Genomic DNA, 18174 nt, shown 5'->3' on the forward strand with positions numbered 1-18174 from the left:
CGCGTGGCCAACTGCACATAAGAAAGGGGACAGATCTATTAATTCGGGCGTCGCAGACCATATGAATTTTCGTCGTTAACCCTGCCCGACTTCTCCCAAGTGCGTGGTCCGCGGGTTCTTCCGCCCCCCTTTTTTTTCCCAGAGGAGGCCCGGGTTGCTTTGACTGGCGTTGAGTCGATGCATCAGGTGTCCAGATCAATCAGCCCCTGTGCCTTGAGCTTGACATGCATCCGCCTGAGCATCTTGTTGAAGGTGCCCTGGATTCGCCAGTCTCGAAACCGCTGATAAACCGTGGGCCAAGGACCGTATCGCTCAGGCATGTCACGCCACGTCGCGCCCCAGCAATACACCTAGAACACGCCGTTGAGCATCAGTCGATCATCGGCTCGTGGGCGTCCGGTGCGGCGGGGAGTACTGAAGAGATCGGCGACCAACTCCCAGTCGGCGTCAGAGATTTCGTTTCGCTGTTTGGGCATGGCAGAGTCCTGCGCTGAAAAGCGCCAGAACTCTACGGAAACTCAGGCGGGCTGGGGCGTTGGCGGAATTTCAAAGGTTTTCGTACAGAGCCTAACGCAGATAAAACAGCACCGGCGCAAGGCCGGTACCGGGAGAGTGCTATCACTGTACAGTCAACTTAACTCAATTGATTTCAGCTGCCCCTCGCCATCGCACAAAATAATGACTGTACCGTACGGACAATCTAGAGTTATTACCTTGTCCTTGTACTCATCATCAACCATTCCGGATGCCTTACGATCAGGGCTGTCAAATCTAATCTCTAGAAAATAGCCCTCCCCATTAGCTTGATTTGGCAAGGCATCTTTACTGCCTTGCTCAGACAAGATTTTTTGAATTTCTTCAATATGAATTGACGCCATAAGCCCTCCGCGAACTCAAGGTAACGGGACAAAATCGCCTTTGCCTAATAAGTTTTTAACTTGGTTAGGTCTAATTGGGCCAACGGAAATAATTTTCATCTCGTCTCTTGGCACAGTAATTCGAATCAGCTTCCCTTCAACTTCTTGGATTACATTGATATGCCCTGTCCTTGCGTCCATAAACCGAGTAGCGCTGGGATTATTGGCAAGTTTCTGCAAAGCATCGGCATCAAGCTTTCCTGCAAGCTGACCCATTCGAGGATCGTTGAGCTGGCCAAATACGCGATCAGCAATTGAGAAGTTTTTTGCGGAACCAGCAATTTCGCCTGCGCCTTTTGCACCAAGCACCCCATTACTAAAGTCCCCGGCATTCTCTACAACCTTACCATTAACAGTTGTGGTTCCAGGAGGATAGCCCCCAGGCAGACTCCCGCTATACACACCTTCTGAGCTGCTCCACACAGGCGTGCCGGTCGAGCCTTTTGTGGAGGCGCCTACCTCTGCTAACTCTCCCGCATTTTTTGCCCCTACCACCACCGCATCATCAACAGCCGCACCCGCCCCGGCGACAGCCTTAGCACCTCCCGTCAATACAGGTACCAATGCCCCCGCAATGGCTCCGCCATCCCCAACGGCGTCCAACAGCAGCTTACCCCACTGCCCTTGGTTGAGGTACTGAGCTTTTTGAATGGCACCAGCCGACTCGCGCAGACAGGAAACATCCGCGCAGTTGAGTCCTGCCAGCTTCATCTCGATCTGGGTATAGGCCTTGCAGAAATCGGACTGGCAATTCGACTCCAGTTTCCCGGTCAGTATTGCCTGGGCTTGGTCATACTGAGCCTGCTCAGCAGGCGTAAAACTGTTCTGCTTGTCCGCCACTGGTTTCCATTGATCCAGTTTGTCGTGAATGCACTGAGAGTTCCCCTTGCACTCGGCATCAAGCTGATTGGCCAACGTTTCCTTTTGACCATGATCAAGATAGTTGTAAACCGTCCCCTGCTGCGCTACCCACCCTGCAACCCGCTGATCCGTTTCGCTGCCTCCCGCTGCCGCCGCGACCGTCATGCCGAGCAGTTGCGAGGTCATCGCCAGCACTTGATCATGCGCAACGCCGGGGAAGATCTGGTCCCCAACCATCTGGATCAGAGCCTTGTTGGCGCCCGCCGCCAACGCCGCAGTGGTGAAGTCTCCCCCGGCCGCCTCGCCGATCAACCCTCCGACGATCGCATGCACGGCAACCTTGGTCGGCAGGCCACTGCCGACCAAGCTATCACCCACTTTTTGGTAGATGGCGCCACTCAGGGCATCCGCGGCCAGGCTGATGGCGGCTTGGGTCAGGTTGTCCTTGAACTTTCCTCCGTGAACGACCGTTTGCAAGGCCGAGTTCACGGCCAACCGGACTCCGATGCTTTCACCTGCCAGACCGGCGCTGACGCCGGCCACTACGTAGTTCTTCAGGCTTTCGGTCGAGGTGACGTCCTTGATGACGGCACCCAGGTTGCCTTTGTTGTTGATCGTGCTGATCGCCGCGCCGCTGGCGGCGGAGGTCACCATAGCCGTCGCGGCAACGTTCGCCCAGCCGGCCGCCGTTGCCGTGCCCGCCAGCGAGGTGCCGGCGGCGGCCATGGCGGTACCATGTTCGATCCCTCGAGACGGAGAATGATATCAAAATGGTGGCGCATCATAGGGAGGCACTATTCTGGCGTCAATTAATCGATTCACCCTCTCAGGATCGCCGACGAACGGTATCGGCGAAATCGTCCGACTCCGACAGGGATGCAGGATGTTTCCCGGATCGAACGGGAAAAACGGCACCTGGGGACTGCGAATTGTCCGGCCTGGAGCCCACCCGCCGGAAACTTAGCACCTGCGTACAAGAAGCCGCCGCGCTTTGCGGGGATAGTGACCGCTGCCTTTCCCCCCTCCCCTCGAACACAAGGAGTTTCCATGAGCACGTTCCTGACCCAAGACGGCACCGAGATCTACTACAAGGACTGGGGCAGCGGCCGGCCCGTCCTGTTCAGCCATGGTTGGCCGCTGGACGCCGACATGTGGGAATACCAGATGGAGTACCTGAGCAGCCGCGGCTATCGCACCATCGCGTTCGACCGCCGCGGTTTCGGCCGGTCCGCCCAGCCGTGGAACGGCTACGACTACGACACCTTCGCCGACGACATCGCGCAGTTGATCAACCACCTGGACCTGCGTGACGTGACCCTGGTCGGCTTCTCCATGGGCGGCGGCGACGTCAGCCGCTACCTCGCCCGCCATGGCAGCGAGCGCGTGTCCGGCCTGGTGCTGCTCGGTGCGGTGACGCCGCTGTTCGGCCAGAAGCCCGACTTCACCGCCGGCGTCGGCAAGCCGGTGTTCGACGGGATCAAGGCCGGCCTGCTGAAGGACCGCGCGCAGTTCATCGCCGATTTCGCCGCGCCGTTCTACGGCACCAACAAGGGCCAGACGGTCTCCGACGGCGTGCTGACCCAGACCCTCAACATTGCGTTGCTGGCCTCGCTCAAAGGCACTGTGGATTGCGTCACCGCGTTCTCGGAAACCGACTTCCGTCCGGACATGGCCAAGATCGACGTGCCGACCCTGGTGATCCATGGCGACGACGACCAGATCGTGCCGTTCGAGACCACCGGCAAACTGGCCGCCGAACAGATCAAGGGCGCCGAACTGAAAGTCTACGCCGGCGCGCCCCATGGCTTTGCGGTGACCCACGCCCAAGCGCTGAACGAGGATCTGCTGGCGTTCCTCAACCGCTGAGTGCGGTCTGCGACCGATCCGTTTTCCTTCCTTTTCGGCCGGGTTCTCCCGGCCTTTTTTTTGCCTATTTGACCAGGCGCTTTTCCTTGGACGGCCGGTAGCCGAAGAACGCGCTGTAGCATTTGCTGAAATGGCTCGGCGACACGAAGCCGCAGGCCACCAGCACTTCCATCTGCGACAGCTCCGTGTGCTGCAACAGGCGCCGGGCTTCGGTGATGCGCAGTTCCAGGTAATAACGCTGCGGGGTGGTGCCCAATTGCTCCTTGAACAGGCGTTCGAGCTGGCGCCGTGAGCGTCCCGCGTAGGCCGCCAGTTGCTCCAGCTCCAGCGGTTCTTCGAGGTTGGCGTCCATCAGCTTGACCACTTCGCGCAGGGGTGCGCTGACGCATATGTTCTCGCTCGGTTTGATCCGCCGGTAACGGGACTCCTCGAACGCCAGAATGTCTTCGATGCCCTCGACCAGCGCCTTGCCGTGCAGGCCTTTGATCCAGTCCAGCGCCATGTGGAACGCGCCGGAGGGACTGGAGGCCGTCAGGCGGTCGCGGTCGATCACGTAGGGTTCGCTGCTGACCTGGGTCGCCTTGCTGATTTCCGCCAGCGCCGGGCGGTGCTCCGGGTGAATGGCGCAGCGGTAGCCGTCCAGCACCCCGGCCTTGCCGAGGAACCACGCGCCGTTCCACAGCCCGGCCAGCGCCACGCCTTGGGCGGCGGCGGACTTGATCAGGTGGATGAGTTCTTCGCTCGCCTTCAGTTCGGTGCGGTAGCCGCCGCAGATCACCAGCAGGTCCAGCGCCTGGATCGACGAGGCGTCCAGACGCTCGTCCGGGCGGATCACCAGCCCCAGGTCGCTGATCACTTCGCCGTCGTTGAGGCCGAACGTGCGGGAGGAGAACAGTCCGGGGCGCAGCAGGTTGGTGGTGACGATCGTGTCCAGCGTCTGGGTGAACGCCGGCAGGGAGAAATGCTCCAGCAACAGAAAACCCGTGCGGAGCAGGGAGACCGGCCCGTCCGGGTTTTCGTTGAGGTAGCGGAGGTTCTTGCCTTTCATGCCTCCGCTGAAGTGGCGACGCTCGATCAATTTGCGGTCCGCTCTGTGACATGGATGCGTCCATGCTACCTGTCGGACGGGCGCGAACCTAGCACCGCATCGAATGCGATCAGGCTTCCTGCAACGCCCGCGGACGGGCGCTGCGCCGTTCGGCCGCCGCATCGGTGGCCGGCTGCAATTGAAAGTCGAAGTTCAGTTCGGCGTAACGCCCCGCCACACCCTGCGCACCGTCCTCGCGGAACGTCACTTCGCCGACCAGGCCTTCGCGGGTGGCGTAGGCGAAGTCGTCCCACAGGTAGCGGTCCCCGGCGAGGTTGATCTGGGTGGTCAGGTGCCGGTGGCCCGGTGCCGAGATGAAGAAATGCACATGGGCCGGACGCTGGCCGTGACGACCGAGCAGGTTCAGGCATTCCTGGGTCGGGCCTTGCGGATCGCAGCCGTAGCCGGACGGCACGATGCTGCGGGCGCGGTAGCGGCCCTGGGCGTCGGTGACGATGCGTCGGCGCAGGTTGTATTCGGACTGGCTCGGGTCGAAGAACGAATAGGTGCCCCTCGTGTTGGCGTGCCACAGGTCGACGGTGGCGCCGGCCAGCGGTTGGCCGTGCAGGTCGAATACCCGGCCTTCGAGGAACATCACCATAGCGCTGCCCTCCTCGCTGCCGTCGTCCATCCGGCAGGTGCCTTCGCACAGCGGCGCGCCCGCCACGTACAGCGGCCCTTCGATGGTGCGCGGCGTGCCGCCGGTCAGGCCGGCCTGGGCGTCCTTGGCGTCTTGCAGTAGGTCGAGGAAGTGCTCGATGCCAAGCCCCGCCACCAGCAGACCGGCCTCGGAGCGTTCGCCGAGGCGGTTGAGGTAGTCGACGGCCTTCCAGAACTCGGCGTCGGTGATGTCCAGGTCTTCGATCAGCCGGGCGGCGTCCTGGAGCACACGCAGGACGATGGTCTTCAAGCGGGTGCTGCCGAGGTCGTTGGAGAAGCCGGCGGCCTCTTCGAAGAACGTTTGCAGCTCGGCGGTGTGGGCAATCTTCACGGTCATGGGGGTCACCTCATTTTGTTGTTGTGCGGGTCGCAAAAGTCCTGGAGCAGTGCACCGTCCCCTGTGGGAGCGGGCTTGCCCGCGATGGCGGCGTGTCAGTCGATGCGTTCGTCACAGATCCACCGCAATCGCGGGCAAGCCCGCTCCCACAGGGGGACAGGTGTGCTCAGGGTCAGCGGTCGTCCTCATGGATCGACGACGGATGGCGGCAGAGCCCGTCGATCTCGATGTCCATGTAGGGGAACAGCGGCAGGCGCATCAGGGTGTCGTGCAGCGCCTCGACGCTGGGCACGTCGAACACGCTGTAGTTGGCGTAGTGCCCGGCGATGCGCCACAGGTGCCGCCACAGGCCTTCGCGCTGGAGGCGCTGGGCCAGTTCCTTTTCGTCGGCCTTGAGCCGCGCGGCGAGGGCCGGGTCCATGTCGGCGGGCAGCTTCACGGTCATCTTTACGTGGAACAGCATGGTGCTCTCCTTCGGTTCAGGCACGGCGGAACCGCGCCAGGCGCGCTTCGTCCAGCGTCAGGCCCAGGCCCGGCGTGCGGGGAATGTGCAGGTGGAAATCGCGGTACTGCGGCCCTTCGGCGACGATGTCTTCGGTCAGCAGCAACGGCCCGAACAGCTCGGTGCCCCAGGTCAATTGCCGCAGGGTGAGGAACGCGTGGGCCGAAGCCAGAGTGCCGACCGAACCTTCGAGCATGGTGCCGCCGTACAGGGCGATGCCGCAGGCCTCGGCGATCTGCGCGGTGCGCAACACCGCGCGGGGGCCGCCGTTCTTGGCGATCTTCAGGGCGAACACGCTGGCCGCGCCGTCCGCGGCGAGGCTGAAGGCGTCCTCGACGCTTTCGATGGATTCGTCGGCCATGACCGGCGCCGGACTGCGCTGGTTGAGGCGCACCTGGCCTGCGCGGTTGACCCGCGAGATCGGCTGTTCGATCAGGTCGATGCCGTTGTCGCCGAGCACCCGGCAGCCACGGATCGCCTGGGACTCGTCCCAGTACTGGTTGACATCGACCCGCACGCTGGCGCGGTCGCCCAGGGCCCGTTTGATCGCCACCGCATGGGCCAGGTCCTGCTCCAGCGGGTTGGCGCCGATCTTAAGCTTGAAGATGCGGTGCCGGCGCGCCTCCAGCATCTGCTCGGCTTCGGCGATGTCCCGGGCGGTGTCGCCGCTGGCCAATGTCCAGGCCACTTCCAGGCTGTCGCGCACCCGGCCGCCGAGCAGCTCGCTGACCGGCAGGCCGAGGCGCTTGCCCTGGGCGTCGAGCAAGGCGCTTTCGATGCCGGACTTGGCGAAGGTGTTGCCCTTGGCGACCTTGTCCAGGGTCTGCATGGCGGCGTTGATGTTGCAGGCATCCAGACCGGTCAGGGCCGGCGCCAGGTGCGCGTCGATGTTGGCCTTGATGCTTTCCGGGCTCTCGTTGCCGTAGGCCAGGCCGCCGATGGTGGTGGCCTCGCCGATGCCCTCGATGCCGTCGCTGCAACGCAGGCGCAGGATCACCAGGGTCTGGTTCTGCATCGTGTGCATCGCCAGTTTGTGCGGGCGGAGGGTCGGCAGGTCGACGATCACCGCCGACAGGCTTTCGATCAGGATTGGGTTCATTTCAGTGTCCGTTTCAACGTGTTCAACCGAGGTCGCCGCCACCGACCGGCAGGGTCACGCCGGTGATGTAGGAGGCCTCGTCGGAAGCGAGGAACAGGATCGCGCCGACCTGTTCGTCGAGGGTGCCGTAGCGTTTCATCAGGCTGCTGTCGAGGGTCTGCGCGACGATCTCCTGATACCAGGCCTGCTCCTGCGCCGACTGCTGCGCGGCGTTGCGCGGGATGCGCCGCGGCGGCGCCTCGGTGCCGCCGGGAGCGGTGGCGTTGACGCGGATGCCACGCTCGGCGTTCTCGAATGCCAGGCACGCGGTGAGCGCATTGATGCCGCCCTTGGCCGCGCCGTAGGGCACGCGGTTCACGCTGCGGGTGGCGATCGACGACACGTTGACGATGGCGCCCCGCCCCTGCTTGAGCATGTGGGGCAACGCCGCGTGGCAGCACCACAGGGTCGGGAACAGCGAACGGCGCACCTCGGCTTCGATCTGCGCGGTTTCGTAGTGTTCGAACGGCTTGGCCCAAATCGTGCCGCCGACGTTGTTGACCAGGATGTCGAGACGCCCGAAGGCGTCGATGGCGGCGGCCATCGCCTGGGCGCAATCGGCGTACTGCTCAAGGTCGGCGGTCAACGTCAGGACGTGCTGGCCCTGCAGCTCATGGACCAGCGCCGAACGGTCGACGGCCACCACCCGGGCGCCCTCTTCCAGCAAGCGCTCGCACACCCGGCGACCGATGCCTTGCGCGGCGCCGGTGACCAGCGCGACCTTGTCGGCGAATCTGTTGTTCATGGTGTTCTCCAGAATAAGTACCGGGCCTGTGTGGCACAGAAGCCTGTATGAAATCGCGGCCTGTTTGAAAAGGAGGCCTGTGTGGCAAGGAGACCTGTGTGGCGAGGGAGCTTGCTCCCGCTGGACTGCGCAGCAGGCCCCATTCTCAAAAGCGAGGGCCGCTGCGCGCCCCAGCGGGAGCGAGCTCCCTCGCCACAACAAGCTCCCTCGTCACAACAGTTCCTTCACCTCAGCAGTTCCTTCACCACAATCGCTTCCTTGCCACAGCAGCTAAGAAAGGTCTCAGGCCGCGGCGGCGAACTTCTCGTAGTAGAAATTGGCCGGGGTGATGCCCTGCTCGCGGATGTATTGGCTGACCGCCTCGACCATCGGCGGCGGGCCGCACAGGTACACGTCGACGTCGCCGTCGTTGAGGTGGCGCGGCTCGATGTGCTGGGTGACGTAGCCCTTGAGCGGATGCCGGCTCTCGGGGCTGGCCACGCAGGCGCCGAAGCTGAAGCCGGGGATGCGTGCGGCGAAGGCTTCGAGGCGGTCGAGCTCGACCAGGTCGAAGTCGTGGGTGACGCCGTAGATCAGGTGCACCGGATAGGCGCTGCCCTCCTCGGCGATCCGCTCCAGCATCGCCGTGAACGGCGCCAGCCCCGTGCCGCCGGCCAACAGCAGCAGCGGCCGCTTGATCTCGCGCAGGTAGAAGCTGCCCAGAGGGCCTGCCAGGGTCATGCTGTCGCCGGCCTTGGCCAGCCCGGTGAGGAAGCTGCTCATCAGGCCGCCGGGCACGTTGCGGATCAGGAAGCTGACTTCGCCGTCCTTCGGCAACGAGCTGAAGGAATAGGCCCGGCTCTGGTCGCTGCCCGGCACTTGCAGGTTGACGTACTGGCCCGGCAGGAACGCCAGCCGGCTCAGGGACTCGCCCTTGACCGACAAGGCGATGGTGCTCTCGGAGAGCTGGCGCACGTCGCTGATCGCCGCCTCAAAGCTGGCCTGACCCGTCTTGCAGACCTGGGAACCGACCGGCACCCGCACCACGCAATCGCTTTCGGCACGCATCTGGCAGGTGAGCACGTAGCCCTGGGCGAGTTCGTCCTCGCTCAGCGCGTCTTCGATGAAGTTGTCGCCCATACCGTAACGCCCGGATTCGGCGAAGCACTTGCAGGTGCCGCAGGCGCCGTCGCGGCAGTCCAGCGGGATGTTGATGCCTTGGCGGTACGCCGCGTCGGCGACGGTTTCCTGGCCGTCGGCCTCGATGAAGCGGGTCACCCCGTCCTCGAAATTCAATGCGATGCGAAAACCCATGTTGCACCTCGCTCACGGCGCCGGCCCGGCCAACGGCCAAGGCCCGCGCCGTCTCGGTCAGATGTGGTAGATGTCGATGACCTGACGGACGTAATCGTTTTTCAGCACGACCTTCTTGGCCTTGATCAGCGGCTGCTCGCCGCGCAGGTCGAGGGTGTAGAAACTGGTGCCGAAATAGCTGTCGGTGACCTGGTAGCGAAAGCTCAGGGTGTGCCAGTTGAAGCGCACCCGGCACTGGCCTTCGCCCTGCTCGACGATCTCGATGTTGCTCAGGTTGTGCGAGGTGCGGGTGTCGGGAACGGTGGCGCTGGAGCGCTCGGTCTTGATCCGGAACACCCGGTCTTCGAGGCCGCCGCGGTTGCCGTACCAGATCAGCGAAATCTCGCTTTGCGGGTCTTCGGTGAGCGTGTCGTTGTCGTCCCAGGCCGGCATCCAGAAGCTGGCGTCGGCGGCGTAGAGCTCCAGCCAACGGTCCCACTCGGCGTCGTCCAGATAACGGGCCTCGCGGTAGAGGAAATCGCGCACGGTGTCGTAGAGGCTGTTCATGGCACGGCCTCCACGGGGATCAGCTGCGGTTCGGCGGAGACGGCCTTGAGCATCGTTTCCTGCCAGTACTTGTGCTGCAGCACGAACAGGCCTTCGTCTTCGGTGCGCACCCCGGACAGCAGCGGCTTGAGGCCGATCTCTTCGGCGGCGGCATCGGCGCCGTCGACCCAATGGGCCGCCCCGCGGGACATGTCGTTCCAGCCGCGCCCGGCGCCGTAGCCGGTCTGGCAGGAGCGGAACTCTTCGAGATCATCCGGCGTGGCCATGCCGCTGACGTTGAAGAAGTCTTCGTACTGGCGGATGCGCTTGGCCCGGGCCTCGGCGCTCTCGCCTTTGGGGGCGATGCAGTAGATGGTGATCTCGGTCTTGTCCACGGCGATCGGCCGGGCGATGCGGATCTGCGAGCTGAACTGGTCCATCAGGTACACGTTGGGGTACAGGCACAGGTTGCGCGAGTTCTCGATCATCCAGTCGGCGCGGGCCTGGCCGAAGTCCCGGGCCAGTTCGTCGCGGCGCTCGTAGGCCGGACGGTCCTCGGGGTTGGCCCAGCGGGTCCAGAGCAGCAGGTGGCCGTGGTCGAAGGAGTAGAAGCCGCCGCCCTTCTTCGCCCAGCTGCCGGCGCTCATGGTCTTGATCTCTTCGCCGGCCTCACGCTGCTGACGCTGGTTCTGGGTGGCGGCGTAGTTCCAGTGCACGGAGCTGACGTGGTAGCCGTCGGCGCCGTTTTCGGCGGTGAGTTTCCAGTTGCCCTCGTAGATGTAGGAGCTGGAACCGCGCAGCACTTCCAGGCCTTCGGGGGACTGGTCGACGATCATGTCGATGATCCGCGCCGACTCGCCCAGGTGCTCGGCGAGGGGCTTCACATCGGGGTTGAGGCTGCCGAACAGGAAGCCGCGGTAGGACTCGAAGCGCGCCACCCGCGTCAGGTCGTGGGAGCCTTCGCAGTTGAAGCCTTCGGGGTAGCCTGCCTCGGCCGGATCCTTGACCTTGAGCAGTTTGCCGCTGTTGTTGAACGTCCAGCCATGGAACGGGCAGGTGTAGCTGGAGCGGTTGCCGGACTTGTGCCGGCAGAGCATGGCGCCGCGGTGGCTGCAGGCATTGAGGAAGGCGTTGAGCACGCCGTCCTTGTTGCGCGCGATGAAGACCGGCTGACGGCCCATGGTGAGGGTCAGGTAATCGTTGTGGCGGGGGATCTGGCTTTCGTGGGCCAGGTAGATCCAGTTGCCTTCGAAGATGTGCGCCATTTCCAGCTCGAACAGCCGCGGATCGGTGAACATCTCCCGCTTGCAGCGGTAGGCACCCTTCTCCTTGTCTTCTTCGAGCAAGGCAGTGAGGTAGTCGATTCCCAGGGACATGGCCAGGGCCTCCATTGTTATTGTTCAGGCCAGGTCAGGTTAGGGAGGCGGCGGCGGGCGCAATAGCCGATTCCTGCACATCGCTATCCGTTTTGCGCAGGACGGCGCGGCAGGTGCTTCAGGGCGTGCGGGGAATCAGTGGCGGCGCTTGAAGGTGTGGGACGGCAGCTCGCCGAACTGCTGGCGGTAGCTTTCCGAGAAGCGGCCCAGGTGCAGGAAGCCGTAGTCCAGCGCAAGCTCGGTGAGGTTGCGCACCGGGCAGCTCGGGTCGGTGAGGCAGGCGTGGATGCGCGCCAGCTTGCGCTGGCGGATGTGCTGCATCGGCGTGACGCCCAACTGGCGTTCGAACAGCGCGTACAGCGAACGCGGGCTCATGCGCGCCTGCGCGGCCAGGCTTTCGGCGCTCAGGTCCTGCTTGAGGTTGCGCTCGATGAAATCCAGGATCCGCTCCAGGCTGGCCGACGGCGCGCTCAAGGATTCGCGGCTGACATTGGTGTCGAGCAGCGACAGCAGCTTGCTGCCGATGATCTGCACATAGTGTTCCTGCACCCGCAGCAACGGGTCGCTGGTTTCGGCTTCCTGGCAGATCATGCCGAGCAACGACGTGAAGCCTTCCAGGTCGTCGAGCCGGTAATGGTTGCGCCGGAAGCGGATGCCGCCGGACGGACGCAGCCAGCGCTGCTCGTCGCACACCGACTCCAGCACGCTGACCGGCACCTTGAGGATGAATTTCTCGCAGTCGTCGGAGTACGTGAGGTCGACCGGATCGTCCGGGTTGATCAGCAGCAACTCGCCCGGCACCAGGTGCTGTTCGCGCTTGTGCCCGCGCCACAGGCAGTTGCCCTGCAGCAGCACTTGCAGGTGATAGACCGTTTCCAGCGCCAGGGAGGTGACCCGCACGCTGCCGCCGTAGCTGATGCGGCACAGGTCCAGCTCGGCGAACTTGCGGTGGTTGAGGCTGGCCTGGGGATGGGCGGTCTTGGCGAGGCCAATGAGGTGCTGACCGACGTGCCGGTTGACGTAGTCGGACACGGCATACGGGTCAGCGTGGTGAAACACGCTGCTGCGCTCGCTCAGCAGGCGGCTGTCCATGGAGGGCACTCGTTCTTGTCAGGTTTTCACGGATGCCGTCCACAGTACGCCGGCGTGGCGGCAGCGACAATCGGCGGCCCGTCGAACGGTCGATCACCGAACACTTTCGGCGTTTTGGGCCGTGGCGGGCGAGCGGCTGCATCAGCAATTTATGCTCAGATCCCAGCTTAATAATATTTTACCGATGGGCACCCCGACCCTAGTCTGATCCCAAGCACAGAGAGCAGGCCGCACGCCGCCTGAATCCAATTGCCTCGTGAGAAGGGATGAGAAATGACCACTGAAACAATAAAAACAGACACGCTTGTCGTCGGTGCCGGTCAAGCGGGTGTGGCCATGAGCGAACACCTGGGCAAGCTCGGTGTGCCGCACCTGGTGCTGGAGCGCAGCCGCATCGCCGAACGCTGGCGCACCGGCCGCTGGGATTCGCTGGTGACCAACGGCCCGGCCTGGCACGACCGTTTTCCGGGGATGGAATTCGACGATGTGGATCCCGACGGTTTCGCCCACAAGGAGCGCGTGGCCGACTACTTCGAGGCCTACGCGAAAAAATTCAACGCGCCGATCCGCACCGGCGTCGAGGTCAAGAGCGTGGTGCGCAATGTCGGGCGTCCGGGCTTCACCGTCGAGACCTCCGAGGGCGTGATCGAGGCCGCCCGCGTGGTGGCCGCCACCGGCCCGTTCCAGCGGCCGGTGATCCCGCCGATCGCCCCGCAGGACGCACGCCTGCTGCAGATCCACTCGGCCGACTACCGCAACCCGCAGCAATTGCCGGAGGGCGCGGTGCTGGTGGTGGGCGCGGGGTCGTCGGGCGTGCAGATCGCCGATGAGCTGCAGCGTTCGGGCCGGCAGGTGTTCCTGTCGGTCGGCGCCCATGACCGCCCGCCCCGCGCCTACCGCAACCGTGATTTCTGCTGGTGGCTGGGCGTGCTCGGCGAGTGGGACCAGGCCGCCATGAAGCCGGGCCGCGAGCACGTGACCATCGCCGTGAGCGGCGCCCACGGCGGCCGCACCATCGACTTCCGGGGCCTGGCCCACCGCGGCATGACCCTGGTGGGCGTGACCGAGTCGTTCAAGGACGGCGTGGTGACCTTCAAGCAGGATCTGGCGGATAACCTCAAGCGCGGCGACGAGAACTACCTGGCGCTGCTCGATGCCGCCGACGCCTACATCGAACGCAACGGCCTGGACCTGCCGCCGGAGCCCGAGGCCCGGGAGACCTATCCGGATCCCGAGTGCGTGAAGCACCCGCTGGCGGACCTGGACCTGGCCGCCGCCGGCGTCACCTCGATCATCTGGGCCACCGGGTTCGCCGTGGACTACTCGTGGCTGAAGGTCGCCGCGTTCGACGACAAGGGCAAGCCGCAGCACCAGCGCGGGGTGTCCAGCGAACCGGGCGTGTATTTCCTCGGCCTGCCGTGGCAGTCCCGGCGCGGCTCCTCGTTCATCTGGGGCGTGTGGCACGACGCCAAGCATGTGGCCGATCACATCGCCACCCAGCGCAAGTACCTGGCCTACCGCGACGCCGACCAGCGTGCGGCGGCCCACAGCAAGAACACCGACACCGTCGACGCTTGACCTTCCCTTTGCGCACCGGCGCCCGTCGCGCCGGGCCCCTTTTCTTCAGGAGTTTCACATGGCCCAGCCCACCCACACCCGCATCCGCATGTTCAACACCAAGGACACCTACCCCAACCAGACCCTGGACAACGACCTGTGCCAGGCCGTGCGCGCCGGCAACACCGTGTACGTGCGCGGCCAGGTCGGCACCGATTTCGACGGCAACCTGATCGGCCTCGGCGACCCGCGCGCCCAGGCCGAGCAAGCGATGCGCAACGTCAAGCAACTGCTGGAAGAGGCCGGCAGCGACCTGAGCCACATCGTCAAGACCACCACCTACCTGATCGACCCGCGCTACCGCGAGCCGGTGTACCAGGAGGTCGGCAAGTGGCTCAAGGGTGTGTTCCCGATCTCCACCGGGCTGGTGGTGTCGGCGCTGGGGCAGCCGCAGTGGCTGATGGAGATCGATGTGGTGGCGGTGATCCCCGAGTAAGGCGGCAGACCGCCACGCTTGCCCGCCCACCGCTGAACCCTGCGGGAGCGGGCTCGCCTGTGCAGAGGTCGGCCCGCAAAACCCCGCTCTCCAGTCGAACAGGAGTTAGAGACATGACATTTTCCATCGCCGCCCGCTGCCCGGAAACCGGCCAGTTCGGCATCGCCATCAGCTCGTCGAGCATCGCCGTCGGCGCCCGCTGTCCCTGGCTGCTGCCGGGCGTGGGCGCGGTATCGACCCAGAACATCACCCTGCCCTCCCTGGGGCCCGACGTCCTCGCGCTGATGGAACAGGGACTGACCCCGGAGGCCGCGCTGGACAAGGCGCTGACCCGCAACGGCTACAGCCAGTACCGCCAGATCACCGCGATCAACCACCTCGGCCAGACCGCCCATTTCAGCGGCGGGCAAACCCTGGGCACGCACAACGCCGTGGCGGGCGAGCAATGCGTGGCCGCCGGCAACATGCTCGCCGGCACTTCGGTGATCGAAGCCATGGTGCGGGCGTTCGAGGACGGCGAAGGCCAGTTGGCCGACCGCCTGATCGGCGCGCTGCAGGCCGGCCAGGCCCTCGGCGGCGAAGCGGGTCCGGTGCATTCGGCGGCGGTCGTGGTGGTCGGCGATCTGACCTGGCCCATCGTCAACCTGCGGGTGGACTGGGCCGACGAAGACCCCATCGGCCAGTTGCAGACTCTGTGGGAGGCCTATCGTCCCCAGCTTCAGGACTACATCGACCGCGCCCTGGATCCTGCGAAGGCGCCGGGCTATGGCGTGGCCGGAGACGACCGATGAGCGCCAGCGCCGAACTGCTGGCGACGCTGGTGGGGTTCGACACCACCAGCCGCGAGTCCAACCTGCAACTGATCGGGTTCGTGCGCGATTACCTGGCGCGTTTCGACGTGCCTTGCGAACAGGTCTACAACGACGAGCGCAGCAAGGCCAACCTGTTCGCCACGGTCGGGCCTTCCGACCGGCCCGGCATCGTGCTGTCGGGGCACACCGACGTGGTGCCCGCCGACGGCCAGCCCTGGACGGTGCCGCCGTTCGAGCTGACCCGGCGCGACGGCAAGCTCTACGGCCGCGGCACCGCCGACATGAAAGGCTACATCGCCTGCGTGCTGGCGCTGGTGCCGTCGCTGCTTGAGGCGCCGCTGAGCAAACCGGTGCACATCGCCCTGTCCTACGACGAAGAGGTCGGCTGCCTCGGCGTGCGCTCGCTGCTCAAGGTGCTGGCGCGACGCCCGGTCAAACCGCTGCTGTGCATCATCGGCGAACCCACCGAACTCAAGCCGGTGCTCGGCCACAAGGGCAAGCTGGCGATGCGCTGCGACGTCCACGGCCACGCCTGCCATTCGGCCTACGCGCCGCAGGGGGTGAACGCCATCGAGTGCGCGGCCGAGCTGATCGGTGAACTGGGGCGCATCGGCCAAAGGCTCAAGGCACCCGAGCATCACGACCCGCGTTTCGACCCGCCGTTCTCCACGGTGCAGACCGGAGTGATCAGCGGCGGCAAGGCGCTGAACATCGTCCCCGCCGACTGCCGTTTCGATTTCGAGATCCGCGCCCTGCCCTCGCAGGATCCGGCCGAGGTCGCTTCGCAGCTCAAGACTTACGCCGAACAACAGATGCTGCCGCGCATGCGGGCGGTGAGCGCGCAGAGCGATATCCGCTTCAGCGAGCTGTCGGCCTATCCGGGCCTGGCCACCGACGCGCAAGGCCAGGCCGCGCAACTGATCGCGGCGTTCTGCGGCTCTGAGGATTTCGGCACGGTGGCGTTCGGCACCGAGGGCGGCCTGTTCGACGCGGTCGGCATCCCCACCGTGGTGTGCGGCCCCGGCAGCATGGACCAGGGGCACAAGCCGGACGAGTTCGTCAGCCTCGAACAGCTCGACGCCTGTGACGCGATGCTGCAACGGATGCTGGCTTCCCTGCGCGGCTGAACCGTGTGACGGACAAGCGACAGCCGCCCTCGCCAGGGGCCGGCTGCGTTGTCGCTTGTGCGTCTGAAAGCCACGGCGCAGAGCCTTTCGAGCCGATCCGCGGGCCCAGTTTTTTTAAGGTCTGAAGCAACAAATCTACTAATTTATCTCTCCCGCACCATTGCACATGATCGACCCGACAAGAAATGCGCCGGCCGCGCCGGCGCTCACTGAAGTACGTCCACGTACTCGTCCTTGCCTTGGAGTTCGTCATGGCCACCTCTGCAACAAACGCCGCACCGCTCATTGAAAAGCACACCATCGGCTACGTGCCGCCGCAGGACCGCCACGGAAAGGTGCGCGACCTGTTCACCCTCTGGTTCGGCGGCAACATCGCACCGCTGCCCATCGTCACCGGCGCCCTCGGCGTGCAGCTGTTCCACCTGAACCTGGTGTGGGGCATCGTCGCCATCCTGGTCGGCCACCTGGTGGGCGGCGTGCTGATGGCGCTGCACTCGGCCCAGGGCCCGCAGATGGGCATTCCGCAGATGATCCAGAGCCGCGCCCAGTTCGGCTCCCTCGGCGCGTTGCTGGTGGTGGTGATCGCCGGCGTGATGTACGTCGGCTTCTTCGCCTCCAACATCGTCCTGGCCGGCAAGTCCCTGCACGGGGTAGCCGACAGCGTGCCGGTGCCGGTCGGCATCGTGATCGGCGCCCTCGGCTCGGGCGTCATCGGCATCATCGGCTACCGCTTCATCCATGTGCTCAACCGCATCGGCACCTGGGTGCTGGGGATCGGCATCATGGTCGGCTTCGGCTACATCCTGACCCACATCCAGACCGACGACTTCCTCACCCGCGGCGGCTTCAACCTGTCCGGCTGGCTGGCCACGGTGTCGCTGGCGGCGCTGTGGCAGATCGCATTCGCGCCCTATGTGTCGGACTACTCGCGCTACCTGCCGGCCGACGTGCCGGTGGCCGCCACGTTCTGGACCACCTACCTGGGATCGGCGCTGGGCTCCAGCCTGTCGTTCGTGTTCGGCGCCGTCGCGGTGCTGGCGACCCCGGTCGGGATGGACACCATGGACGCGGTGAAACTCGCCACCGGCGCCATCGGCCCGCTGATGCTGGTGCTGTTCCTGCTCAGCGTGATCAGCCACAACGCGCTCAACCTGTACGGTGCGGTGCTGTCGATCATCACCCTGGCGCAGACCTTCGCCTGGCGCTGGATCCCCACCGCCCGCAGCCGCGCGGTGATCTCGGTCATCGTCCTGCTGGCCTGCTGCTTCGCCGCCGTCGGCGCCTCGGCGGACTTCATCGGCCATTTCGTCGACATGGTGCTGGTGCTGCTCGTGGTGCTGGTGCCGTGGACGGCGATCAACCTGATCGACTTCTACGCCATCCACAAGGGCCAGTACGACATCGGCTCGATCTTCCGGGTCGACGGCGGCCTGTACGGCCGCTACAACCCGCAGGCGCTGCTGGCCTACGCCATCGGCATCGCGGTGCAGATCCCGTTCATGAACACGCCGCTATACGTGGGCCCGGTGTCGGTGCACATCGACGGCGCGGACCTGTCGTGGCTGGTGGGGCTGCTGGTGACCTCGCCGCTGTACTTCTGGCTGGCGACGCGGGACAGCGCGTACCGTCGGCGGTTGTCGGGGGCGAAGCTGGCGGGCGGCCTCTAAGCGCACACGATGACGCAACCAACGACGACCCTCCTGGAGGGCCGTCGTCTTTTCTGAGTCCGCTGACCATTCATCGGCAAACGCCGATCGCCCCGATAAAAGCATATTTTGATGCT

Annotated in this window: 17 protein-coding genes and 1 pseudogene; 6 read left to right on the forward strand and 12 right to left on the reverse strand. The window is 64.8% G+C overall.

The features are described from left to right. Nucleotides 1-46: 46 nt before the first annotated feature. From ACIP0B_RS03040 to ACIP0B_RS03050, 3 genes and pseudogenes are all read right to left on the reverse strand, one after another. A pseudogene (locus ACIP0B_RS03040) lies at nt 47-476 on the reverse strand (IS5 family transposase); the annotation flags it as partial. Between the two features lie 153 nt (nt 477-629). Further along, nucleotides 630-878, reverse strand: coding sequence for a hypothetical protein (locus ACIP0B_RS03045; protein ID WP_400829685.1), 249 nt, complete (start codon nt 876-878; stop codon nt 630-632). Between the two features lie 15 nt (nt 879-893). Beyond that, nucleotides 894-2504, reverse strand: coding sequence for a DUF637 domain-containing protein (locus ACIP0B_RS03050; RefSeq protein WP_400829686.1), 1611 nt, complete (start codon nt 2502-2504; stop codon nt 894-896). Between the two features lie 321 nt (nt 2505-2825). Here ACIP0B_RS03050 and ACIP0B_RS03055 point away from each other — a divergent pair, with 321 nt between their 5' ends. Beyond that, nucleotides 2826-3644 carry an alpha/beta fold hydrolase gene (locus ACIP0B_RS03055; protein ID WP_400829688.1) on the forward strand — a complete coding sequence of 273 codons (819 nt, stop codon included), beginning with the start codon at nt 2826-2828 and terminating at the stop codon, nt 3642-3644. Nucleotides 3645-3708: 64 nt separating this feature from the next. On the opposite strand, the gene ACIP0B_RS03060 is transcribed toward ACIP0B_RS03055, so the two are convergent. From ACIP0B_RS03060 to ACIP0B_RS03100, 9 genes are all read right to left on the reverse strand, one after another. Beyond that, complete coding sequence (locus ACIP0B_RS03060; protein ID WP_400829689.1) at nt 3709-4722, reverse strand: GlxA family transcriptional regulator; 1014 nt, start codon at nt 4720-4722, stop codon at nt 3709-3711. Between the two features lie 79 nt (nt 4723-4801). Further along, nucleotides 4802-5728, reverse strand: a complete 927-nt coding sequence (gene catA, locus ACIP0B_RS03065; protein ID WP_400829691.1) for a catechol 1,2-dioxygenase — start codon at nt 5726-5728, stop codon at nt 4802-4804. Between the two features lie 172 nt (nt 5729-5900). Then, nucleotides 5901-6191, reverse strand: coding sequence for a muconolactone Delta-isomerase (gene catC, locus ACIP0B_RS03070; protein ID WP_400829693.1), 291 nt, complete (start codon nt 6189-6191; stop codon nt 5901-5903). A 16-nt stretch (nt 6192-6207) separates the two neighbouring features. Beyond that, nucleotides 6208-7329, reverse strand: a complete 1122-nt coding sequence (locus ACIP0B_RS03075; protein ID WP_400829694.1) for a muconate cycloisomerase family protein — start codon at nt 7327-7329, stop codon at nt 6208-6210. 22 nt (nt 7330-7351) lie between these two features. After that, the gene (locus ACIP0B_RS03080; RefSeq protein WP_400829696.1) at nt 7352-8113 is read right to left on the reverse strand and encodes a 1,6-dihydroxycyclohexa-2,4-diene-1-carboxylate dehydrogenase; all 762 of its coding nucleotides are present in this window, start codon (nt 8111-8113) and stop codon (nt 7352-7354) included. 282 nt (nt 8114-8395) lie between these two features. Next, nucleotides 8396-9406 carry a benzoate 1,2-dioxygenase electron transfer component BenC gene (gene benC, locus ACIP0B_RS03085; RefSeq protein ID WP_400829697.1) on the reverse strand — a complete coding sequence of 337 codons (1011 nt, stop codon included), beginning with the start codon at nt 9404-9406 and terminating at the stop codon, nt 8396-8398. A 57-nt stretch (nt 9407-9463) separates the two neighbouring features. After that, nucleotides 9464-9952 (reverse strand): benzoate 1,2-dioxygenase small subunit, encoded by a 489-nt coding sequence (benB, locus tag ACIP0B_RS03090; protein WP_085640572.1) that lies wholly within the window; start codon nt 9950-9952, stop codon nt 9464-9466. Then, nucleotides 9949-11307, reverse strand: a complete 1359-nt coding sequence (benA, locus tag ACIP0B_RS03095; RefSeq protein WP_400829699.1) for a benzoate 1,2-dioxygenase large subunit — start codon at nt 11305-11307, stop codon at nt 9949-9951. The genes benB and benA overlap by 4 nt, the downstream gene beginning before the upstream one ends. Before the next feature lie 135 nt (nt 11308-11442). Next, nucleotides 11443-12399, reverse strand: coding sequence for an AraC family transcriptional regulator (locus ACIP0B_RS03100; RefSeq protein WP_400829700.1), 957 nt, complete (start codon nt 12397-12399; stop codon nt 11443-11445). Nucleotides 12400-12672: 273 nt separating this feature from the next. Here ACIP0B_RS03100 and ACIP0B_RS03105 point away from each other — a divergent pair, with 273 nt between their 5' ends. From ACIP0B_RS03105 to ACIP0B_RS03125, 5 genes are all read left to right on the forward strand, one after another. Beyond that, complete coding sequence (locus ACIP0B_RS03105; RefSeq protein ID WP_400829701.1) at nt 12673-13977, forward strand: flavin-containing monooxygenase; 1305 nt, start codon at nt 12673-12675, stop codon at nt 13975-13977. Nucleotides 13978-14035: 58 nt separating this feature from the next. Next, complete coding sequence (locus ACIP0B_RS03110) at nt 14036-14452, forward strand: RidA family protein (RefSeq protein WP_085586482.1); 417 nt, start codon at nt 14036-14038, stop codon at nt 14450-14452. A 113-nt stretch (nt 14453-14565) separates the two neighbouring features. Next, a complete protein-coding gene (locus ACIP0B_RS03115; RefSeq protein WP_400829703.1) occupies nt 14566-15243 on the forward strand; it encodes a DUF1028 domain-containing protein in 678 nt (225 codons plus the stop codon). Beyond that, nucleotides 15240-16391 carry an acetylornithine deacetylase gene (gene argE / locus ACIP0B_RS03120; RefSeq protein ID WP_400829705.1) on the forward strand — a complete coding sequence of 384 codons (1152 nt, stop codon included), beginning with the start codon at nt 15240-15242 and terminating at the stop codon, nt 16389-16391. The genes ACIP0B_RS03115 and argE overlap by 4 nt, the downstream gene beginning before the upstream one ends. A 251-nt stretch (nt 16392-16642) precedes the next feature. After that, nucleotides 16643-18058, forward strand: coding sequence for a purine-cytosine permease family protein (locus ACIP0B_RS03125; protein WP_400829706.1), 1416 nt, complete (start codon nt 16643-16645; stop codon nt 18056-18058). Nucleotides 18059-18174: the final 116 nt, after the last annotated feature.

Source organism: Pseudomonas sp. NPDC089534 (genome assembly GCF_044749305.1).
GTDB lineage: Bacteria > Pseudomonadota > Gammaproteobacteria > Pseudomonadales > Pseudomonadaceae > Aquipseudomonas > Aquipseudomonas ekonensis.